General features: G+C 69.7%; 14 protein-coding genes and 6 pseudogenes. 14 read left to right on the top strand and 6 right to left on the bottom strand.

What is annotated here, in order from left to right; translation table 11 throughout:
- The first annotated feature begins 95 nt into the window (after positions 1-95).
- The 5 genes and pseudogenes from IF11_RS0126645 to exaC all read left to right on the top strand — a co-directional run bounded on the left by IF11_RS0126645 (position 96) and on the right by exaC (position 7,642).
- Positions 96-1,349 carry a GAF domain-containing protein gene (locus IF11_RS0126645; RefSeq protein ID WP_037728631.1) on the top strand — a complete coding sequence of 418 codons (1,254 nt, stop codon included), beginning with the start codon at positions 96-98 and terminating at the stop codon, positions 1,347-1,349.
- Between the two features lie 191 nt (positions 1,350-1,540).
- Complete coding sequence (locus IF11_RS0126640) at positions 1,541-3,010, top strand: aldehyde dehydrogenase family protein (RefSeq protein ID WP_030354272.1); 1,470 nt, start codon at positions 1,541-1,543, stop codon at positions 3,008-3,010.
- Positions 2,998-4,288, top strand: a pseudogene (locus tag IF11_RS37015) (APC family permease). Before IF11_RS0126640 ends, IF11_RS37015 begins: the two are co-directional and overlap by 13 nt.
- A 61-nt stretch (positions 4,289-4,349) precedes the next feature.
- The gene (locus tag IF11_RS0126630) at positions 4,350-5,918 is read left to right on the top strand and encodes a GMC family oxidoreductase (RefSeq protein WP_030354271.1); all 1,569 of its coding nucleotides are present in this window, start codon (positions 4,350-4,352) and stop codon (positions 5,916-5,918) included.
- 200 nt (positions 5,919-6,118) lie between these two features.
- Positions 6,119-7,642: an acetaldehyde dehydrogenase ExaC gene (exaC, locus tag IF11_RS0126625; RefSeq protein WP_030354270.1), complete on the top strand. Its 1,524-nt coding sequence runs from the start codon at positions 6,119-6,121 to the stop codon at positions 7,640-7,642.
- Between the two features lie 346 nt (positions 7,643-7,988).
- Here exaC and IF11_RS42350 read toward each other — a convergent pair.
- Positions 7,989-8,332 (bottom strand): annotated as a pseudogene (locus IF11_RS42350) (CBS domain-containing protein); the annotation flags it as partial.
- 158 nt (positions 8,333-8,490) lie between these two features.
- Here IF11_RS42350 and IF11_RS0126620 point away from each other — a divergent pair.
- Complete coding sequence (locus IF11_RS0126620) at positions 8,491-9,480, top strand: Acg family FMN-binding oxidoreductase (protein ID WP_030354269.1); 990 nt, start codon at positions 8,491-8,493, stop codon at positions 9,478-9,480.
- A 40-nt stretch (positions 9,481-9,520) separates the two neighbouring features.
- Complete coding sequence (locus IF11_RS0126615) at positions 9,521-10,396, top strand: universal stress protein (RefSeq protein WP_030354268.1); 876 nt, start codon at positions 9,521-9,523, stop codon at positions 10,394-10,396.
- A 240-nt stretch (positions 10,397-10,636) separates the two neighbouring features.
- On the opposite strand, the gene IF11_RS0126610 is transcribed toward IF11_RS0126615, so the two are convergent.
- Positions 10,637-11,047, bottom strand: coding sequence for a hypothetical protein (locus tag IF11_RS0126610; protein WP_157848450.1), 411 nt, complete (start codon positions 11,045-11,047; stop codon positions 10,637-10,639).
- A 279-nt stretch (positions 11,048-11,326) separates the two neighbouring features.
- Between IF11_RS0126610 and IF11_RS0126605 the strand changes: the two genes are divergently transcribed.
- From IF11_RS0126605 to IF11_RS0126590, 4 genes are read left to right on the top strand one after another with little or no spacing between them, the layout of a single operon-like run.
- The gene (locus IF11_RS0126605) at positions 11,327-12,019 is read left to right on the top strand and encodes a pyridoxamine 5'-phosphate oxidase family protein (RefSeq protein WP_051746239.1); all 693 of its coding nucleotides are present in this window, start codon (positions 11,327-11,329) and stop codon (positions 12,017-12,019) included.
- Between the two features lie 53 nt (positions 12,020-12,072).
- Entirely contained in the window at positions 12,073-13,116 is a 1,044-nt protein-coding gene (locus IF11_RS0126600) for an alcohol dehydrogenase catalytic domain-containing protein (RefSeq protein ID WP_030354265.1), read from the top strand.
- 51 nt (positions 13,117-13,167) lie between these two features.
- The gene (locus tag IF11_RS0126595; protein ID WP_030354264.1) at positions 13,168-13,860 is read left to right on the top strand and encodes a CBS domain-containing protein; all 693 of its coding nucleotides are present in this window, start codon (positions 13,168-13,170) and stop codon (positions 13,858-13,860) included.
- The gene (locus IF11_RS0126590; RefSeq protein WP_030354263.1) at positions 13,857-14,720 is read left to right on the top strand and encodes a universal stress protein; all 864 of its coding nucleotides are present in this window, start codon (positions 13,857-13,859) and stop codon (positions 14,718-14,720) included. The genes IF11_RS0126595 and IF11_RS0126590 overlap by 4 nt, the downstream gene beginning before the upstream one ends.
- Positions 14,721-14,904: 184 nt before the next feature.
- Here IF11_RS0126590 and IF11_RS0126585 read toward each other — a convergent pair.
- The 3 genes and pseudogenes from IF11_RS0126585 to IF11_RS37010 form a co-directional block, all read right to left on the bottom strand.
- Positions 14,905-15,096 (bottom strand): annotated as a pseudogene (locus IF11_RS0126585) (response regulator); the annotation flags it as partial.
- 114 nt (positions 15,097-15,210) lie between these two features.
- Positions 15,211-15,672, bottom strand: coding sequence for a Crp/Fnr family transcriptional regulator (locus IF11_RS0126580; protein WP_030354261.1), 462 nt, complete (start codon positions 15,670-15,672; stop codon positions 15,211-15,213).
- A 12-nt stretch (positions 15,673-15,684) separates the two neighbouring features.
- Entirely contained in the window at positions 15,685-16,023 is a 339-nt protein-coding gene (locus IF11_RS37010; RefSeq protein WP_106979273.1) for a BON domain-containing protein, read from the bottom strand.
- 207 nt (positions 16,024-16,230) lie between these two features.
- On the opposite strand from IF11_RS37010, the pseudogene IF11_RS0126570 reads away from it, so the two are divergent.
- Both IF11_RS0126570 and IF11_RS0126560 read left to right on the top strand, forming a co-directional pair.
- A pseudogene (locus IF11_RS0126570) lies at positions 16,231-17,943 on the top strand (phosphoketolase); the annotation flags it as partial.
- 273 nt (positions 17,944-18,216) lie between these two features.
- Complete coding sequence (locus IF11_RS0126560) at positions 18,217-18,846, top strand: hypothetical protein (RefSeq protein ID WP_030354258.1); 630 nt, start codon at positions 18,217-18,219, stop codon at positions 18,844-18,846.
- Positions 18,847-18,924: 78 nt separating this feature from the next.
- Here the strand turns inward: IF11_RS0126560 and IF11_RS39345 are convergent.
- Positions 18,925-19,569 (bottom strand): annotated as a pseudogene (locus IF11_RS39345) (IS5 family transposase); the annotation flags it as partial.
- Here IF11_RS39345 and IF11_RS42345 point away from each other — a divergent pair.
- Positions 19,561-19,832 (top strand): annotated as a pseudogene (locus IF11_RS42345) (DUF6328 family protein); the annotation flags it as partial. The pseudogenes IF11_RS39345 and IF11_RS42345 overlap by 9 nt on opposite strands.

Here is a 19,832-nt window from a genome sequence, read left to right as displayed (position 1 = left end):
TCCGTACGGCGCGGTTGCCCGGCAGGACGCTTGCCCGGCCGGGCCGCCGGGGCGACGATGGTCACGTCCGGTGACGCCCGACCGGGGAGGCCGCGTTGACCGACACCTGGGTGGCTCTGGAAGCGGGCGCCGACCCGGTGAAGCGCCGAGGGGCGCTGCGCCGCGCGTACGAGTCGTACGCGACCGCGGGGCGGGTCGAGCACCCGGTGCGCTCAGTGGTGGCGGCCTCCTGGCGGCGGTCCGCGCGTGCCCGAGTCAGCCCGGAGGGCACGGCGCGGGTGGAGCTGTCCGACGACGAGCTCGCCGCGTACCGGGACGCCCATCCGCTGGCCCGCGTGATGCCGCTCTTCCGTGAACTGATGGGCGCGTACGCCATGGACGGCGAGCATCTGATGGCGGTGTGCGACGCGCACGGCCGACTGCTCTGGGTCGAGGGGCACCGGGCGACCCGGCTGCTCGCGGGCCGGATGAACTTCGTGCCGGGCGCCCGCTGGTCGGAGGCCGTGACCGGCACGAACGCCCCGGGCACCGCGATCGCCGTGGACCGGCCCGTACAGGTCTTCGCGGCCGAGCACTTCCAGCGGCCCGTGCACCCGTGGACCTGCGCGGCGGCGCCCGTCCACGATCCGGTCAGCGGACGGCTGCTGGGCGCCGTCGACATCACCGGTGGTGACCGGCTGGCCCATCCGCACAGTCTGGCCTTCGTGGGGGCGGTCGCGCGGGCCGCCGAGTCACAGCTCGCCCTGTTCGCGCCGCCGCCCGACGCCGGGGCCGTCCGGCTGACGGCGCTGGGACGGGACGAGGCGCTGCTGGTGGCGGCCGGCCGGAAGCTGCGGCTGAGCCCCCGGCACAGCGAGATCCTGACGCTGCTCGCGCGCCGCCCCGAGGGCATCGCGGGGGACGAGCTGCTCGTCGAGCTGTACGAGGACGAGTCGGTCACGCCGGTCACGCTCCGCGCGGAACTCTCCCGGCTGCGCGGGCTGCTCGGCCCCGGGCTGCTGCGTTCGCGGCCCTACCGGCTGGCCGCGCCCGTCGAGTCGGACTACGACACGGTGACCCGGCGGCTGGCCTCCGGCGCCGTGACCTCCGCGATGAGCGCGTACGCCGGGCCGCTGCTGCCCGCCTCGCGGGCACCGACGGTGGTACGGCTGCGCCGACGACTCGCGGACCAGCTGCGGGCCGCGCTGATCGCCCGGGGCGATCCGGGACTGCTGGCCGACTGGGCGTACAGCCCCTGGGGCGAGGACGACCTTCCGGTGTGGCGGGCGCTCGCCTCCGTACTCCCCGTACCGCAGCGGCCGGCCGCGCTCGCGCGGGTACGGGAACTCGACGCGTGGCAGCGGAGGTGACGGCCGCTGCCGCAGCCGCGCGTGCGAACGTACATACGATGAATCGCTCCTCCGGCTGACCTCGCTCGGCGCCTCCCGCGCTGCGAACCCGCTCCTCGCTCCTTACTGTCGGTTCACAGAGCACCATGGCGCATGGCCCTGCGACGGGCCGCACTCCGCCGGGTGCCCCGATCGCGACCGGAGGAGCCTTCATGCCGGAGCTGTTCATCGGCGGTAGGTGGACCGCCGCCGTCAGCGGGCAGACGCGCGAGATCCGCTGCCCCGCCGACGGCACGCTGGTCGCGACCGTCGACGAGGCCGGGCCGAAGGACGCCGCCGCGGCGATCGTCGCGGCCCGAGACGCCTTCGACAGCGGTCCCTGGCCCTCCACCCCGGCCGCCGAGCGCGGCAGGCTGCTGCTGCGCGTCGCGGATCTGCTGGAGCGCGACAAGGCGGCACTCGCCAGAGCCGAGTCCCTGGACACCGGGAAGCGGCTCGTCGAGAGCGCGTACGACATGGACGACATCGCCAACTGCTTCCGCTACTTCGGCAATCTGACGGCGGCCGGCGGCACCGACCGGATCGTCGACACCGGAAACCCCGGCGTGGACAGCCGGGTGGTGCATGAGCCGGTCGGTGTGTGCGCGCTGATCACCCCGTGGAACTATCCGCTGCTCCAGACCTCCTGGAAGGTCGCCCCGGCGCTCGGCGCGGGCAACACCTTCGTCCTCAAGCCCAGCGAACTGACCCCGCACACCGCCATCATGCTGATGAGTCTGCTGACCGAGGCCGGGCTGCCCGCCGGGGCCGCCAATCTCGTCCTGGGCGCGGGACCGATCGCGGGCGCGCCGCTCAGCGAGGACCCGCGGGTCGACATGGTGTCGTTCACCGGCGGTCTGGTCACCGGCCGGCGCATCATGGCCGCCGCGGCACCGACCGTGAAGAAGATCGCCCTGGAGCTGGGCGGCAAGAACCCCAATATTGTCTTCGCCGACGCCGATTACGAGGCGGCCGTCGACTACGCGCTGACCGCGGTGTTCCTGCATTCGGGACAGGTCTGTTCGGCCGGGGCGCGGCTGCTCGTCCAGGAAGAGCTGCATGACGCGTTCGTGGAGGACGTGGTGGCCCGCGCGCGTGAAATCCCGCTGGGCGGACCGTTCGACGAGAACGCCCGTACCGGACCGCTGATCTCCGCCGCGCACCGCGCCAAGGTCGAGGCGTACGTGGCGGCGGGGCTGGCCGAGGGCGCGGTGCTGCGCTGCGGGGGCGCGCGGCCGGACGACCCGGCGCTGCGTGACGGGTTCTACTATCTGCCGACCGTGCTGGACGAGTGCACACCGGGGATGTCCGTGGTGCGCGACGAGTCGTTCGGGCCGGTCCTCACGGTCGAGCGGTTCCGCGACGAGACGGAGGCGATCGCGCTCGCCAATGACACGATCTACGGGCTCACCGGGGCTGTCTGGTCGCAGGACGTGGGCCGTGCGCAGCGGGTGGCCTCCCGGCTGCGCGCCGGCACCGTATGGATCAATGACTTCCAGCCGTATGTGCCGCAGGCGGAATGGGGCGGGATGAAGCAGTCCGGCTTCGGCCGCGAGCTGGGTCCCGCCGGACTGGCCGAGTACCAGGAGGCGAAACATGTGTGGCGCAATCTCTCACCGCGGCCCCTGGGATGGTTCGAGTGACTCCGGGCCCCGGACACGCACCGTCGGGTCCGGAGCCCGCACCCGATACCCGTAGCGCCCATGACATCCAGAGCGAGGACGACGACGATTCCCTCAAGGCGTTCGGCTACAAGCCCGAACTGAAGCGCACCCTCGGCAACTTCCAGACCTTCGCCGCCGGGATCAGCTACATCTCGATCCTGACGGGCACCTTCCAGCTCTTCTACTTCGGGGTCAAGTTCGCCGGGCCAGGCTACTGGTGGTCGTGGCCGATGGTGTTCCTCGGCCAGCTGATGGTGGCCCTCTGCTTCTGTGAGCTGGCCGCCGGCTATCCGATCGATCGGGCTGCTGGCCGCGCACATCACGCGCGGCCCCGGCGCGATCGTCACGACCGACGGCTTCGGCGCCGGTCAGCCGCTCGGCTACGTCGGGGCCTTTCTGACCGCGTCGCTCGCCTCCGCGTATGTGATGTACGGGTTCGATACGGCGTCCTCGCTGGGCGAGGAATCGCTCAACCCCCGGCGCAACGCGCCGCGTGCGATCCTGCGGGCCCTCATCGCGTCCTTCCTCATCGGCGGGTTCATCCTGCTGTTCGCGCTGCTCTCCGTGCCCGATCTGCACAACAAGGCGCTGTCCGTGGACGGACTCCAGTACGTGGTGCTCTCCACGCTCGGCTCGGCCGTCGGCCAGAGCGTGCTGTGGTGTGTGGTCGTCGCCATCACCGTGTGCGCGCTCGCGGTGCACGCGGCCGGTATCCGGCTGGCGTTCGCGATGGCGCGTGACAACTGTCTGCCCGCGTCCTCGCTGGTGGCCCGGGTCAGCCCGCGGTTCGGGACCCCGGTGGTGCCCGCCATCTTCATCGGGCTGGTCGCCATCTGCATCCTGGTGATCAATATCGACCAGCCGCAGATCTTCTCGGTGATCACCAGCATCGCGATCATCATGATCTATGTGGCCTATCTGATGGTCACCCTGCCCATGCTGGTGCGCCGGCTGCGCGGCAGCTGGAAACCCGCCGAAGGGCACTTCTCGCTGGGGAGATCCGGGCTGCCCGTCAATGTCCTCGCCGTGCTGTGGGGCGCGGCCATGTCACTGAACCTGGCCTGGCCACGCCACGAGGTGTACAACGCGGCGCCGCCGTACCACTGGTATCTGCGCTGGGGCGCGTTCCTCTTCGTCGGCATCGTCGCCGTCGGCGGCTTCACCTACTACTGGTTCGTCCAGCGCACCCGCACCGGCACGCTCGAAGCGCACCGGTCACCGGCCGAGGAGCCCGAGCCGCCCGCCACCGCCCCCTGAACACCTCCACCCCCTGAACACCTCCGATCCTGAACACCTCCGACCTGGACCTGGAGCAGCGATGTCCGCGGAACACTCTGTGCGTGAGTTCGACTATGTGGTGGTCGGTGGTGGAACCGCCGGCGCCGTCGTCGCCGCACGGCTGACCGAGGATCCGGAGGTCACCGTCTGCGTGGTGGAGGCCGGTCCCTCGGACGTCGGCGACGAGAGTGTCCTCGTTCTCGACCGGTGGATGGCGCTGCTGGAGTCCGGCTACGACTGGGACTACCCCATCGAGGCGCAGGAGAACGGCAACAGCTTTATGCGGCAGGCCCGCGCCAAGGTGCTGGGCGGCTGCTCGTCGCACAACTCCTGTATCGCCTTCTGGGCGCCGGCCGAGGACCTGGACGAGTGGGCCGCGCTGGGCTGTACGGGGTGGAGCGCGGCGGAGTGCTTCCCGCTCTACCGGCGGCTGGAGACCAATGACGCGCCCGGCGACCACCACGGCCGCTCAGGACCGGTGACGATCCGTACCGTACCGCCGAACGATCCGTGCGGCCGGGCGCTGCTGGAGGCGTGCGCCGCCACCGGTATCCCCGTCACGCCGTTCAACACCGGCTCCACGGTGGTACGCGGGGCGCACTGGTTCCAGATCAACGCGCGTGAGGACGGTATCCGTTCCTCCGCCTCGGTGGCGTATCTGCATCCCGTCATGGGAAGGCGGCCGAATCTGGAGGTCCGCACCGGTCTCCAGGCCAAGCGGCTGCTGTTCGACGAGGCGCGGCGCTGTACGGGGGTGGAGTATCTGGAACCCGACACGATTCACAGCGGCGCGGTGGCGGCCCGGCGTGAGGTGATCGTCAGCTGCGGTGCCATCGACTCGCCGAAGCTGCTGATGCTGTCGGGGATCGGTCCCGCCGGGTGGCTGCGGGACGTCGGGGTGGATGTACGGGTGGACTCCCCCGGGGTCGGCTCGCGTCTCCAGGACCATCCCGAGGGCGTGATCATGTGGCAGGCGAAGCAGCCGATGGTCACCTCGTCCACCCAGTGGTGGGAGATCGGCATCTTCGCCGACACCGAACCCGGCCTGGACCGCCCGGACTTGATGTTCCACTACGGCTCGGTGCCATTCGATCTGAACACCTACCGGCGCGGCTATCCGACCACCGACAACGCCTTCTGTCTCACCCCGAATGTCACCAGGGCCCGGTCCATGGGTACGGTCCGGCTGCGTACCCGTGACTTCCGGGACAAGCCCGCGGTGGATCCGCGCTACTTCACGCACCCGCACGACATCCGGGTGATGACCTACGGGCTGCGGCTGGCCCGGGAGATCACCGCGCAGGCGCCGATGGCGGAGTGGACCGGGACCGAGCTGGCGCCGGGACCGGCGGCGCGCTCCGACGAGGAGTTGTTCTCGTACATCCGCGAGACCCACAACACCGTGTACCACCCGGCGGGGACGGTACGGATGGGGACGCCGAGTGAGGTCGACGCGCCGCTCGATCCGCGACTGCGGGTCAAGGGCGTCACCGGACTGCGGGTGGCCGACGCGTCCATGATGCCGTTCCTGCCCACGGTCAATCCCTGTATCACCACGATGGTGATCGGCGAGAAGTGCGCGGACATGATCAAGGCGGACGCGGAGTGAGACGGGATGCGCCGGACCGACGGGATTCGCTGCACCCAAGAATTCCGCTGCACCAACGGGGTCCGCTGGACCGACGGGATTCGCTGCACCGAATGGATGAGCACGTCGACGGTGCAACGTCGTCGCAACGTCCCGCTCCCTAAGGTCGGGCATGGGCGCCGTCCAACGGCGGGCGGCGCGGAATCCGGGAGGCCACAGAGATGACCCGTTACGCAGCGCCCGGCAGCGAGGGCGCGATCGTCTCGTACAAGTCCCGCTACGACCACTGGATCGGCGGGGAGTACGTACCGCCGGCCCGCGGCCAGTACTTCGAGAACCCCAGCCCGGTCAATGGCCGCCCCTTCACCGAGATCGCCCGCGGCACGGCCGACGATGTCGAACGCGCCCTGGACGCGGCGCACGGCGCGGCCCCCGGCTGGGCGAAGACGTCCGCGTCGGACCGCGCCAATATCCTCAACCGGATCGCCCACCGGATGGAGGAGCATCTGGAGGAGCTGGCGGTCGCGGAGAGCTGGGAGAACGGCAAGCCGGTCCGGGAGACCCTCGCGGCCGACATCCCGCTCGCCATCGACCACTTCCGCTACTTCGCGGGGGCGCTACGCGCCCAGGAGGGCACGCTCAGCGAGCTGGACGACGACACCGTCGCGTACCACTTCCATGAGCCGCTCGGGGTCGTGGCCCAGATCATCCCGTGGAACTTCCCCATCCTGATGGCGACCTGGAAGCTGGCGCCCGCGCTGGCCGCCGGAAACGCCGTCGTGCTGAAGCCCGCAGAGCAGACCCCGGCCTCCATCCATCTCTGGATGAGTCTGATCGCCGATCTGCTGCCGCCGGGCGTCGTCAATATCGTCAACGGCTTCGGCGTCGAGGCGGGCAAGCCACTGGCCTCCAGCCCGCGCGTGGCGAAGGTCGCGTTCACCGGCGAGACCACGACGGGGCGGCTGATCATGCAGTACGCCTCCGAGAACATCAAGCCCGTCACCCTGGAACTGGGCGGCAAGAGCCCGAACCTCTTCTTCGACGACGTCTGGGCCGCCGATGACGACTTCCGTGACAAGGCGCTCGAAGGCTTCACGATGTTCGCCCTCAACCAGGGCGAGGTGTGCACCTGTCCGTCACGCGCGCTGATCCAGGACGGCCACTACAGCGAGTTCCTGGAGGCGGGCGTGGCCCGCACGGAGGCGATCGTGCCGGGCCACCCGCTGGACACCGACACGATGGTCGGCGCGCAGGCGTCCAACGACCAGCTGGAGAAGATCCTCTTGTATCTGGACATCGGCCGCCAGGAGGGCGCCAAGGTCCTGACGGGCGGTCAGCGGATCGACTACGACGGCGAACTGGCCGGCGGCTACTACGTCCAGCCCACGATCTTCGAGGGCCACAACCGCATGCGGATCTTCCAGGAGGAGATCTTCGGCCCGGTCCTCGCGGTGACGTCGTTCAGCGACTTCGACGACGCGATCAAAACCGCGAACGACACGCTGTACGGACTCGGCGCGGGCGTCTGGACGCGGGACATGAACACCGCCTACCGGGCGGGCCGTTCGATCCAGGCGGGCAGGGTCTGGACGAACTGCTACCACGCCTACCCGGCGCATGCCGCGTTCGGCGGCTACAAGCAGTCGGGGATCGGCCGGGAAAACCACCGGATGATGCTGGACCACTATCAGCAGACGAAAAACCTTCTGGTGTCGTACTCGCCGAAGAAGCTCGGCTTCTTCTAGACACCGAAAAAGGGCGCCTGACCAGGGCAGTTGTCCGTCAGGCGCCCTTCAAGGCGCATAGCTATCCGGCTGCCGATCCCGGCGCAGGAGGTGTCGGACGCGTGTACCGCCGGCTACCACCGGCCCAGCTCGCGGCCATCTGCGGGCAGTTGGCCGCGAGCTGGGCTCAAGCGTGCGGGACCACGTCGGAGCGTCGGCCTGACGCAGGACTCGCAGCCTGTGTCCCCGAGGAAGTAGCGGGCCATGGGAGACATGTCCCGTGGCCCGAGGACCAGCATCTCGGACGCCTCCGCTGCCTCGTCCGACGCCCATAGCGCGGCCGACCGTGACCCGGGGGTCCCGTCCAGGCCGACGGCGCCAGGTTCAGAGTGGCCATCAGCACGTCGTGCGTGATCTCGTCCCCAATGGCCCGGTCCTGCCTGAGGAAGACGCGTAGCAGGTCGGCGCGGCTGACGATGCCCAGCACTGTGTCCGTCTCATGACCACCGGCAGCCGCTTGACGTTCCGGGCCGCCATGAGGCGGGCGGCCTCCACAACGGTCCATCGCGGATGCGCGCACACCACTGGGACGGACATGACCTCCGCCGCCGTACTTCCCTCGGCTCTGGCACGCTCCCACGACGTGAGATCCGGCGGCGGCGTCCTGCCGGACAGGTCGGAGCGGCTGGCCGCCTTGCGGAGCAGATCCGCGAGGCATGAGCCGTCCGGCCCTTTCGGGGCACGGGAGGACGGCGCACGGCCGGCCGGAAAAGGGCCGACCGGTCTGTCACAGGGCCCTACCGGCCCCTGCCCTGGGCCGTCACCTCTCACGAGGCTGGAGACGACACACGAAATGACGGGAGGCTCTGGTGTCCGCACGCACACTGGACGACGTGATCGTGGCCGGACTTGTCCGCGATGCCACCGCCGCGCCGTCGATGCACAACGCGCAGCCCTGGCGTTTCCACTACACCCGGGGCACCCGCACCTTCGGCCTCTACGCGGATCGGGCGCGGGCTCTTCCACACGCCGACCCCAGCACACGCGGTCTGCACATCGGCTGCGGTGCGGCTCTGCTGAATCTGCGAGTCGCGGCGGCCCATGCCGGCCTGCCGGCGGTCACTGCCCTGCTGCCCGTCGCCGCGAGCCCGGAGCTCGTGGCGACGGTCCACGTCGAGGAACCCTCCGGGAGACCGACTGACGGGCTTGCCGTGCTGTATCCGGCCATCCACGACCGCCATACGAGCCGGTACCCCTTCACAAGCCGCCTGATCCCGGACGAGGTCCGGTGCGCGCTCGGAGAAGCGGCACACAGTGAAGACGCGTTCCTCACCTTCCCGACCGGTGCTCATCTCCTGACGGTGCTCGACGTGATCCGCGATGCCGAGGGGTACGACCACATGGACGCGGACCGGGAGGCGGAGACCGCCCGCTGGACCCGGAACGCCACGACCGCGGCGTCGGCGGACGGAATCCCGGACTATGCCTTCGGGCCGATCAAGAGGGGCGGAGCGGCGCCCGCACGCGACTTCGCCGGGAGCGCTCCGGTGAAGAACCGTGCCTGGGCGGACTTCGAGGAAACGCCCCAACTAGCGGTGGTGAGCACCGAGACCGACGAACCGGGTGACTGGCTGCGCGCGGGACAGGCCATGGAACGGGTCCTCCTGACCGCCACACTCCACCGGCTGAGCAGCTCGTTCGCCACTCAGCCCCTCGAATGGCCTGAACTCCGCTGGGTGCTGCGGGATCCGGTCTCGGGCACCGGACATGTCCAGATGGTGATCCGGCTGGGCTACGGGCCGACCGGAGCCCGGACGCCGCGGCGTCCCGTCGAAGACGTGCTGACGGTCGAGGACTGATCGAATCGCCATACCCGCAAGAAAGAAGGCGGTGGAAGCCATGGAACTTCCCGTGGTCGTCGGGGTGGACGGATCCGAAGGCAGCCTCCAGGCGGTTGACTGGGCCGCGGCAGAGGCCGAGCGCACCGGGCAGACACTGAAGATCCTGTACGCCTCGCTGTGGGAGCACTACGAGGGCACAGTGCCGAGATTCGCCAAGGGCCGCCCTTCCGAGCAGGTCTTCGCCGAGAACCTCGTCGCCACGACGGAAGAACGCGTGCGCAGGCTCGCCCCGGACGTGAAGGTCTCCGGCGAAGTGGAGCCCGAGGCCCCGGTGGACGCGCTCCTGCGCGAGGGGAACCACTCGGCCCTGCTGGTGCTCGGCCCGCGCGGGCACGGCCCGATCGCGGAAATGCTCCTGGGATCTGTCAGCCTGGCCGTCGCCGGACGAGCACGCTGCCCGGTTGTCGTGGCCCGCGGAGGAGAACCGAACCGCCGCGCCATGTACGGCCGCGTCGTCCTCGGTGTCGGTGACACCACCGGAAGCACGATCGCGGCCCGGTTCGCCTTCCGCGAGGCGAGTTCCCGGGGCTGCGAACTGGTCGCCGTACGCGCCTGGCGGTGCCCGCCCTACGAGAACATGCCCTATCCGCTGATCGGCGGGGAGCAGGCAAGGGCGTACCAGCAGGAGGCCGACGAGTGCGTCGACCGGGTGCTGGGTGTCGTCGATGACGATTACCCGGACGTGGCTGTCCAGCGAAGGCTCGTACAGGGCACAGCGCACCAGGCGCTGCTCGAAGAGACGTCCGGCGCTGATCTGCTGGTCGTCGGTGCGCAGCGGAGGAAGGCGGCCTTCGGGCTGCAGCTTGGCCGGGTCAGTCACGCGGTGCTGCACCACTCCGGCTGTCCGGTCGCGGTTGTTCCGGAATTCGCGTAGTCGGTCCTCCTGCTGATGCTCCACTGTGACGTCGTGATCTATGTGCCGAACTCGGACGGGCAAGGGCCGACTCGGCCATGCCTCTCGGATCGGCGGCGTACGGCGTACGGGATCGTCCGGCCTGTGTGCCGCGTTTTGGCGCGCGTTGACGCCATGCGTGGAGCTGAGCACGTGCGGCTCATGGTCAGCTGCGGGGAACCACAGCCAGCGGGCAGGGTGTGTGGTGCAGGACGGCGTGGGTCACCCGTCCCAGTGGAGAGCATTGGCGTGGCACGTCGCCAGCACCCGTGCGACCTGTCTCAACGCGTCGTCGACCGGGGCGCCAAGGTTCACCAGATACGCCAGCCGGCGCGCGGCCGGCAGTCGGCGCATCACCACGATCGGCTCCGGCGCCCCGCCCCACGGAAAGCTGATCTCCGCGACGCCCTCGTAGACGTCGGGTGAGAAACGACGGTTGAGAATGGTCTCCCGCTCACATGCCGCGCGCCTCGCCTCGACCGGGACGAAGTCAAGGAACCCGAGGTTCACATGCTTCTTCACCTTGTAGGCGTGATCGCCGATGAACATCACCACCGCCGTGTGCGTCTCGGACACCTCGGCAGGCGGTGCACCGGCTCCGCTGTCGGGGGATTCCACAGAATGCGATGACATCACCAACTCCTCCGGTTCATGGCTGGAAACCGCCGTGACGGGACACCCTCCAGAATGAGCGGCCGGGCTTCTCTCGTGCAGGGGCCGGGTGGCCCCCGGGACCGGTGACCCGCTCCGCTGCCTTCCAGGGCGGCGCACTGGGCCGAACAGCCCCCGCCACGGGACCGGCCGGCTCTCCTCGTGCCTGCCCTGGCCGGGCACCATGGACGTGACGGACGGCCGCCGGAGGCGGTGAGGCGGGGGGGCGTGCCGTCTGCCGTGAGGGAGATGTTGTTCGCTATGCCGGATCACACGAGGGATCACTCGCCCCACCGGACCCCCCGGACGCCCCAAGGGGACCTGGGCCGACGTATCAGCGCACGACGGGAGCAGCTCGGGCTGAGCCGTGCGGACGTCGCGGCGCGGGCGGCTTCGGCGCCCAGTTACATCGCTTATGTCGAGGAGCAGAACGCTACTCCGGGCATCGGTCTCCTGCTGAGACTGGCCGACGCGCTGGAGACGACGGTGGCGGACCTGAAAGGGGAGGGAGTCGATCTCCCCCCGGGCATCGGCCAGGCGGGCCGCCGGCCCGAACTCGTGGTCCTCGGCAGGGAAGAGTGCCTTGAGCTGCTGTCGACGCACGGTGTCGGCCGGGTGGCGGTATCCACCAGGAGCGGACCCGCCGTCGTGCCCGTCAACTACGTGGTCGTCAACGGCGCGGTCGCGTACAGAACCACCCCCGGAAGTGCCGCGGCCACGGCCGCGGACCGGGAAGTGGCCTTCGAAGTCGACCACATCGACGACGCGATGAGCGAGGGATGGAGCGTCAACGTCATCGGCACCACACGCGCCGTCACCGGAGACGCGGCTTCCCGAGGTCTGGACCAGCAGGCGTACACCGCCCCCTGGGCAGGCGGCGACCGTCGCCTGTGGCTCTCCATCGTGCCCGGCCGGATAACCGGTCGCCGTATCGAGGTCCCGTCGGCTCGCTGAAGGCAACAGGGGCGACCGACAGGGACGCCGCACTCACGAGGGAGAGGGATGACATGAGGGCATTCATATTCCACGCCCCCGGGCACGCCTCCTGGGACGAGGTCCCGGATCCGCAGGTCAAGGACGGAGCGGACGCGATCATCCGGGTGGACACAGTCACGATCTGCGGAACTGATCTGCACATTCTGAAGGGTGACGTCCCCGAAGTCGCCCCGGGCACCGTGCTGGGCCACGAAGCCGTGGGCGAAGTGATGGAGGTGGGGGGCGATGTACGTACGGTCCGCCCCGGAGACCGGGTGCTGGTGTCCTGCATCTGTGCCTGCGGTCACTGTCACTACTGCCGGCGGACCCGCTACGGCCAGTGCCTCGGCGGTGGCGGTTGGGTACTGGGGCACACCATCGACGGGACGCAGGCCGAGTACGTGCGTGTCCCGTTCGCCGATCTCTCCGTCCATCCGCTGACGGACTCCCTCGACAACAAGGACGCGGTGTTGCTCGCCGACATCTTTCCCACGGCCTACGAGGTGGGGGTACGCAACGGCGCTGTCGGGCCCGGCGACACCGTGGTCATCGTCGGGGCGGGGCCCATCGGACTGGCCGCCATCGCCACGGCGAAGCTGTTCAGCCCCAGCCGGATCATCGCCGTCGATCCGGCGCAGTCCCGGCTGGACGCGGCGCGCGCGATGGGCGCGGATTCGGTCGTGAGTTCCGAAGAGGAGCCCGGACAGCTGGTCGCGGACCTGACGGACGGGCACGGGGCGGAGGTGGCCATCGAGGCGGTGGGCCTGCCGGAGAGCTTCGAACTGTGCACCCGTGTGGTACGGCCCGGCGGCCACATCGCCAACGTGGGCGTACACGGCAAACCCGCCGCGCTTCACCTGGAAGACCTGTGGATCAAGGATGTGACGATCACGACGGGGCTTGTCGACACCTCGTCCACCCCGATGCTGCTGAGGATGGCGGCGGCCCGTCGGCTGCCCACCACGTCGCTGATCAGCCACAGCTTCGGCCTTGACGAGATGGAAGAGGCATACGGGGTGTTCGCGGGCGCCGCCGTCAGCGGAGCGCTCAAGATCGCCCTCGAACGCGCCGCGTGAGCCGGGCCCGTTCGTGGTCCCCCGGCGTTCGCTGTGAGAAGGAGTGAGGACATGGACCACCGAAGCATCGGTGAACTCATGACCCGCGACGTCGCGAGTGTGCGGATCGATACACCATTCAAGGAAATCGCCCGGACGCTCATGGAGCACAACGTCAGCGCCGTACCCGTGCTGGACGACGCGGGGCGGCCGGCCGGGATCGTGTCGGAGGCGGATCTGCTGCGCAAGGCGGCCGACCGCTCCGATCTGTCCGGCAGGACACCGTTGCCGCATCTTGAGGCGTGGGAGCGGGCCAAGGCGGAGGGCCGGACCGCGGGAGAGGTCATGTCCGCCCCAGCGGTATGCGCGCGTCCGGAGTGGACGGTCGTGGAGGCTGCCCGGCTCATGGCCGTGCAGAACATCAAGCGGCTGCCGGTGGTCGACGAGACGGACACTTTGCTGGGCATCGTCAGCCGCGCGGATCTGCTGCGCGTGTTTCTGCGGCAGGACCGCGCCATCCGTGAGGAGATCACACATGACGTGCTGGCCGTCACTCTGGGCCTCGCGCCGTCGGACGTGACCGTCGAAGTCACCGAGGGGCAGGTGTATCTGCGAGGAACCGTCGACGACAGCACGCTGATCCCGGTACTCGTACGGCTGTGCACCAGCGTGGACGGTGTCGTCTCGGTATCCGAGAGGCTCAAGTACCGGACGGACCACACCGGCGCCGCGGTCCTCCACGCGGGAAACGGGGCGATGCCATGAATCCGATGGTCACCGCGGGGCTGGACGGCACTCCGGAGTCACTTTCCGCGGCGCTCTGGGCCGCTCAGGAGGCATCGGCGCGGCGGGCGGCACTGCGGCTGCTGCACGCATGGGTGCTGCTGTCCCCCGACCGGGGCGACCAGCAGCCGGAGAACGACCAGAATTACTGGCCCAAACGGATCGTGGCCGAGGCGGGCCGAACGATCGAGGAGCGCTTCCCCGACCTGCGGTTGTACGAGGACCTGGTCCGGGAGGAACCGGTGAAGGCCCTGCTGGAGGCGGCCGGGGAGTCGGAGACACTGGTCCTCGGTTCACGTGACATGGCCCCTCTGGCCAGCCTTTTCCTGGGCGACATCGGCATGCACGTACTGGCGCGGTCCCGGACTCCGACGGTACTCGTACGCGCCAGGGAGGACTCGGCTCCGATCACCGAGGACGGCGATGTGGTGCTGGGGCTGAGCCTGAGCGGTCCGTGCGACGCGCTTATCGAATACGGCTTCGACGCCGCGGCCCGGCGAGACGTCACCCTGCGTGTTGTCCACGGCAGGAACCTGCCACCCCCCGCGTACAACCGCGGAGGCCTCGACCCGTACCTCTCCCACGAGATGACCAGGGAGGCGCGGCGGGACCTCACCCAGGCGCTGCGTCCCTGGCGCGACCGGTTCCCGGACGTGCCGGTGGTGGAAACAGTGCGGATGCAGAGTCCGGCGCGCGCGGTCGTGCGCGACATCGCGGGAACGGGGCTGCTCGTCGTCGGGCGCCGGGAGGAACGCCCCGCGCTCTCTCCCCGCATCGGCCATGTGCTGTCGGCAGCCGTGCACCACGCACCGTGCCCGGTGGCAGTCGTCCCCCATGTGTGACGGCGTGCACGTGTGACCGGGTGACTGGGTGCCCCGTCCCGAAGGTCCAGGGCGGGCGAGCCCTCCCGCGGCTGAGCCGATGCCCTGCGGATCAGCGGGATCCGTGCTCGGGGCCGACGGTGTGTGTGCCGGCCTGGGTGGCGAGGACAGCGGCCTGGACACGCCGCGCGACACCGAGCTTGGCCAGCACGGCCACGTCAGGCCGCAGCGCGGGCCCCCGGGCGAGACCGTGACCGACCGTGCCCGCGTCGCCCACGACGTCGATGTCGGGCTCCGCGTCGAGCAGGTCCCGCAGACCGCGCCGGACAACCTCGTGGTCGTCCGGCGGGAAGACGCGGATCGGTCGCTGCGGCGAGTACCGCCGTCCAGCGCTCATGCCTTCCCTCCGGCGTACTCGTGGATCAGGACACCCGCACCTTCCATCGTCGCCGGGAGCGCGCGGGCGAGCCGGGGCCGAACAGGCCCAGGACGCTCCTGGAGGGTGCCAAGGTCACCACCGAGCGACGCCGCTGCCCTGCGGCCCGTACAGGTCCAGCAGACGGGTACGGCTACGTTGCAGCCGGTGCGCCACCACCTCGGCGACGGTCCGGTACATCGCGCGGCCGAACACCGGGTCGGCCTCACACAGGGCGCGTACGACCGCCGCGTCGTACTGCTCGGCCTCGACGGTACGGACAGCCTGTGCGCCCAGATGCCAGACGTAGGGAGGGAACAGCCAGGACCAGCCCAGCAGTTCACCGGCGACGAGCGTGTCGACCACGGCCGCCTGCCGCCCGGGGACATGCACGTCCAGCGCGACCTGGCCGCTGTGTACCACCCAGAAGCGGTCGGCCCGCCGGCCCTCCTCGAAAATTCGCGTGCCGTCGGGGAACGACACCTCCGTGACGACATCCCGCAGCCGCTCGCGACGATCGGGGGACAGTCCGTCGAACACACTTCTTGTCGTTGCCATCGTCGTCGCACCTCATCCGGGAGTGCGCGCGCGGCGACTGGCCGGATCGTTCATCACCGCGACCACCCCCTCGACCCGCGCCGCCATCCCTACCGCGACGGACACATCAGCGTCGTGCTCCAGACGGCCGCGCAGGATCACCACGCCTTCATGAAGCGACACTGCGAGCACGGCCGGATCCAGCCACAGGGCGCGGACCATGACCTCGTCGATGAGCTCGTCGCGGAGGTCGGAGTCGGGACGGACGAACACCCGCAGCAGGTCGCGGCCGGTGATGATGCCGATCAGCCCCGCCTCCTCGTCCACCAGGAGCCGGCTGACACTCACGTCGCCGGCCCTGCGAAATCTCATCTCGTGCCCTCCAGCCGCTCGGCGGGGGTGTCGCTTACACGATCGGACATCGTGCGGGCTGCGCGCTGGGGCCGTCCGGTGTCGTCCTGAGGGCCGAATGGTCCTCGATCGGGGACCTGTCGGCGTATGGGCGGATGCGGTTCGCGGCGGGGACCGTGGAAAACGGGCCGCCGTCCGAGGAGCGTCCGCCAGAGCACGGAGGAAGCGATGTCTGAGACGGATACCACGCTACCGGTGACGGTCCCCGAGGAAGAGACGGCGGCCCTGATGGCCCACTGGCGCGCTGCCAACTATCTGGCGGTCGGGCAGATCTATCTCATGGACAACCCGTTGCTCACCGAGGCGTTGCGTCCGGAACACATCAAGCCGCGTCTGCTCGGCCACTGGGGTACCTCTCCGGGGCTCAATCTCGTGTATACCCACCTCAACCGTGTGATCAAGGCTCGTGACAAGTCCGCGCTGTGTGTCTGGGGCCCGGGGCACGGCGGCCCGGCGGTGATCGCCAATTCCTGGCTGGAGGGCAGCTACTCCGAGACGTACCCGGACATCAGCCGGGACGCGGACGGCATGGCCCGGCTCTTCCGGCAGCTCTCCTTCCCCGGCGGGGTGCCCAGCCACGTCGCGCCCGGGACACCTGGCTCCATCCACGAGGGCGGTGAACTCGGCTACTCGCTCTCCCACGCCTATGGCGCGGCGTTCGACAACCCCGACTTGCTGGTCGCGTGTGTGATAGGCGACGGGGAGGCGGAGACCGGACCGCTGGCTGCGTCCTGGCACTCCAACAAGTTCCTCGATCCGGTGCACGACGGCGCGGTCCTGCCGATCCTGCACCTCAACGGCTACAAGATCGCCAATCCCACCGTGCTCGCCCGGATCCCGGAAGCGGAGCTGGACGCGTTGCTGCGCGGCTACGGTCACGACGTGCTGTATGTCAGCGGCGACGATCCGGCCACGGTCCACCGCGACATGGCCCGCGCCATGGGCACCGCTCTGGACCGCATCTCACTGATCCAGCGCACTGCCCGGGAGGAGGACATCGCCGAACGCCCCCACTGGCCCATGATCGTCCTGCGTACTCCCAAGGGCTGGACCGGCCCCGCGACCGTGGACGGGCTGCCGGTCGAGGGCACCTGGCGTGCGCACCAGGTTCCGTTGCCCGGCGTACGCGAAAACCCAGAACCTCTGCGCCAGTTGGAGGCGTGGCTCCGTTCGTACCGGCCCGAGGAACTCTTCGACCGTGACGGCCGCCCCCGCCCCGAGGTCATGGCCTGCGTGCCCGCCGGTCCCCGTCGGCTGGGCGCCACCCCGCACACCAACGGCGGCCTGCTGCTCCGGGATCTCCCCGTACCGCCTCTGGAGCGGTACGCCGTGAAGGTCGACCGGCCCGGTGCGGCCCTGCACAAACCGACTCACGTACTGGGCGACCTGCTAAAAGCCGTCATGGAATCCACCGCGGGGCGCCGCGACTTCCGTGTGGTCGGCCCGGACGAGACGGCGTCCAACCGTCTCCAGGCCCTGTACAAGGCCACCGGAAAGGCATGGCAGGCCGGAACACTGGCCGTGGACGAGCACCTCGACCGGCACGGCCGGGTCATGGAGATCCTCTCCGAACACACCTGCCAGGGCTGGCTGGAGGGCTATCTCCTCACTGGCCGTCATGGCTTCTTCTCGTGCTACGAAGCCTTCGCTCACATCGTCGACTCCATGGTCAACCAGCACATCAAGTGGCTGAAGGTCTCCCGTGCCCTGCCATGGCGCCGCCCCATCGCCTCGCTCAACTACCTGCTCACCTCACACGTGTGGCGTCAGGATCACAATGGCTTCTCCCATCAGGATCCCGGCTTCGTCGACCACGTACTCAACAAGGCGCCGGAGGTCGTACGGGTCTATCTGCCGCCGGACACCAACACGCTGCTGACCGGGGTCTTGCCGTAGCGGGTGGCGATGCCGCACCAGGCCTTCAGCTTGTTGAACAGGGGCTCGACGGCCGGACCGGGCTGTTCCAGCGCCGCGGTCGCTGTCGCGTACATCGTTAGTCGGACCGCTTCACCGGCGTGCTCATCCGCACGGCGGAAAGAGGTCACGACCGGTGACTGACGCGTGCGAGGCCGATGTTGAGCAGGATCGGTCGTGGCGGAGCGGAGGGCTCTTCCCTCCGGCGCTTCGTTCCACGACCCCGAATGGAGTTCGGCCATGTCCAGATCCAGGCTGCCCAACCGCGCCATCACGTTCCTCGTGGCGACCGCCGTGGTGGCGACCACCGCGGGGATCGCAGCCGCGTCGACCGCACCGGCGTCCGAGCCCGAGAAGACCGCGCGGGCCTCTGCCTCTTCCGGAACCCTTATCTCCAGCCTCAAGGGCTGGGGCCGCATGGACTACCCCGACGCCGGTCAGGACATCCAGGTCACCGTCGACGCCCATGCCACCTTCAAGGGCGTGGGCTGGACCAGGCCCGACAGAGCCTGGGGCACCTTCCGCATCTACCACCGGATGCCGGCCGCCAACGGGGAGCCCGAGCTGGTCAATTGGGGTGACTTCAAGGTCGATTGCCTGACCAGCGGTGGCCCCACCGCCACCGTGACCGGGCGCCTCGTGCGCACCGGGGGGAACGTCGGTGCCTGGGACGACTATCTGAAGCGGCATGTCCGCATGGGGATCAGCTTCTACGTGGCAGAGGGCAAGGGCAGCGGTCCCAGCCGCATCGGGCTCTCCGGAGGCACCGAGGACGGCGAGCCGCTGCTGAGCAAGTGCATGGCGCCGGCCGCCGACGCCGAGGTGATCAAGGGCGGCTACGACCTCACGGACAGAGCGCCGGCCCGATAACAACCATCCGTGGCAACGGCCGGGACCACGACGCTGATCCGCCGGACAGTGCCTACTAGGGCGGGTATCGGGACGTGATCAACCCGCGGTTCGCGTGAGGTCCTTGATCCAGATCATGGAGGCGCGGAGGTGCAGGCCGGCGAGGTAGCTGGCCGGGGTTTTGTCGTAGCGGGTGCCGATGCCTCGCCAGGCTTTCAGCTTGTTGATCAGCCGCTCGACGGTGTTCCTCTCCTTGCAGGGGGCGGCGTCGTGGCTGGTGGGTCGGCCGCCCCTGCCGCCCTTCTTCTTCCGGTTGGCGACCTGGTCCTTCTTCCCCGGGATGACCGCCCTGATCTGGCGTTTGCGCAGGTAGGCGCGGTTGGCCCGGGACGAGTACGCCTTGTCGCCGGCGACCGCGCCCGGCCGGGGTGCGAGGACGCCCGACTTGGCCCGCAGACCCGGACCTTCTTGAGCACGGGAATGAACCGCGGGCTGTCGGCGGCCTGTCCGGCGGTCAGGATGAGCGCGAGCGGGCGGCACTTACGGTCGGCGGCGAGGCGGACCTTGCTGGTCTGCCCGCCGCGCGATCGCCCAAGCAGGGCGGCCCTCAGCCGGATTCTCGGCGCCGGATGCGGCGCCGCTCTTCCCGGGCGGGGTCGCCGTCACCGTTGCGCGCCCGTCCTGTCCCTCCGGGCCGCCCCCCTTTGACCGGGCTTCTTCCTCCTCGGCCGCAGCCTTCTCCAGGAACTGAGGGTCGTGCAGACCGGCGTGCAGATCGTCTTCGCCTTCCTCCTCGGCGTGGCCTTCACCAGCCAGTTTCCGCACCTCGACACCTCGAACGCAGCACGTACGTGGTGACGTTGCTGCTCACGGTGGTCTCCTCGGCAGTGCTCGCGACTCCGGTCGCACTGCACCGTGGCCTGTTCCACCGGGGCGCCAAGATCCGGATCGTCGCCCTGTCCGCGCGGCTCGCCGAAATCGGTCTGGTCTTCCTCGCCCTCGCCCTC

Origin of the sequence: Streptomyces scopuliridis RB72, assembly GCF_000718095.1 — a bacterium.
Taxonomy (GTDB): domain Bacteria; phylum Actinomycetota; class Actinomycetes; order Streptomycetales; family Streptomycetaceae; genus Streptomyces; species Streptomyces scopuliridis.
This window is presented reverse-complemented; position numbering and strand designations above follow the sequence as displayed.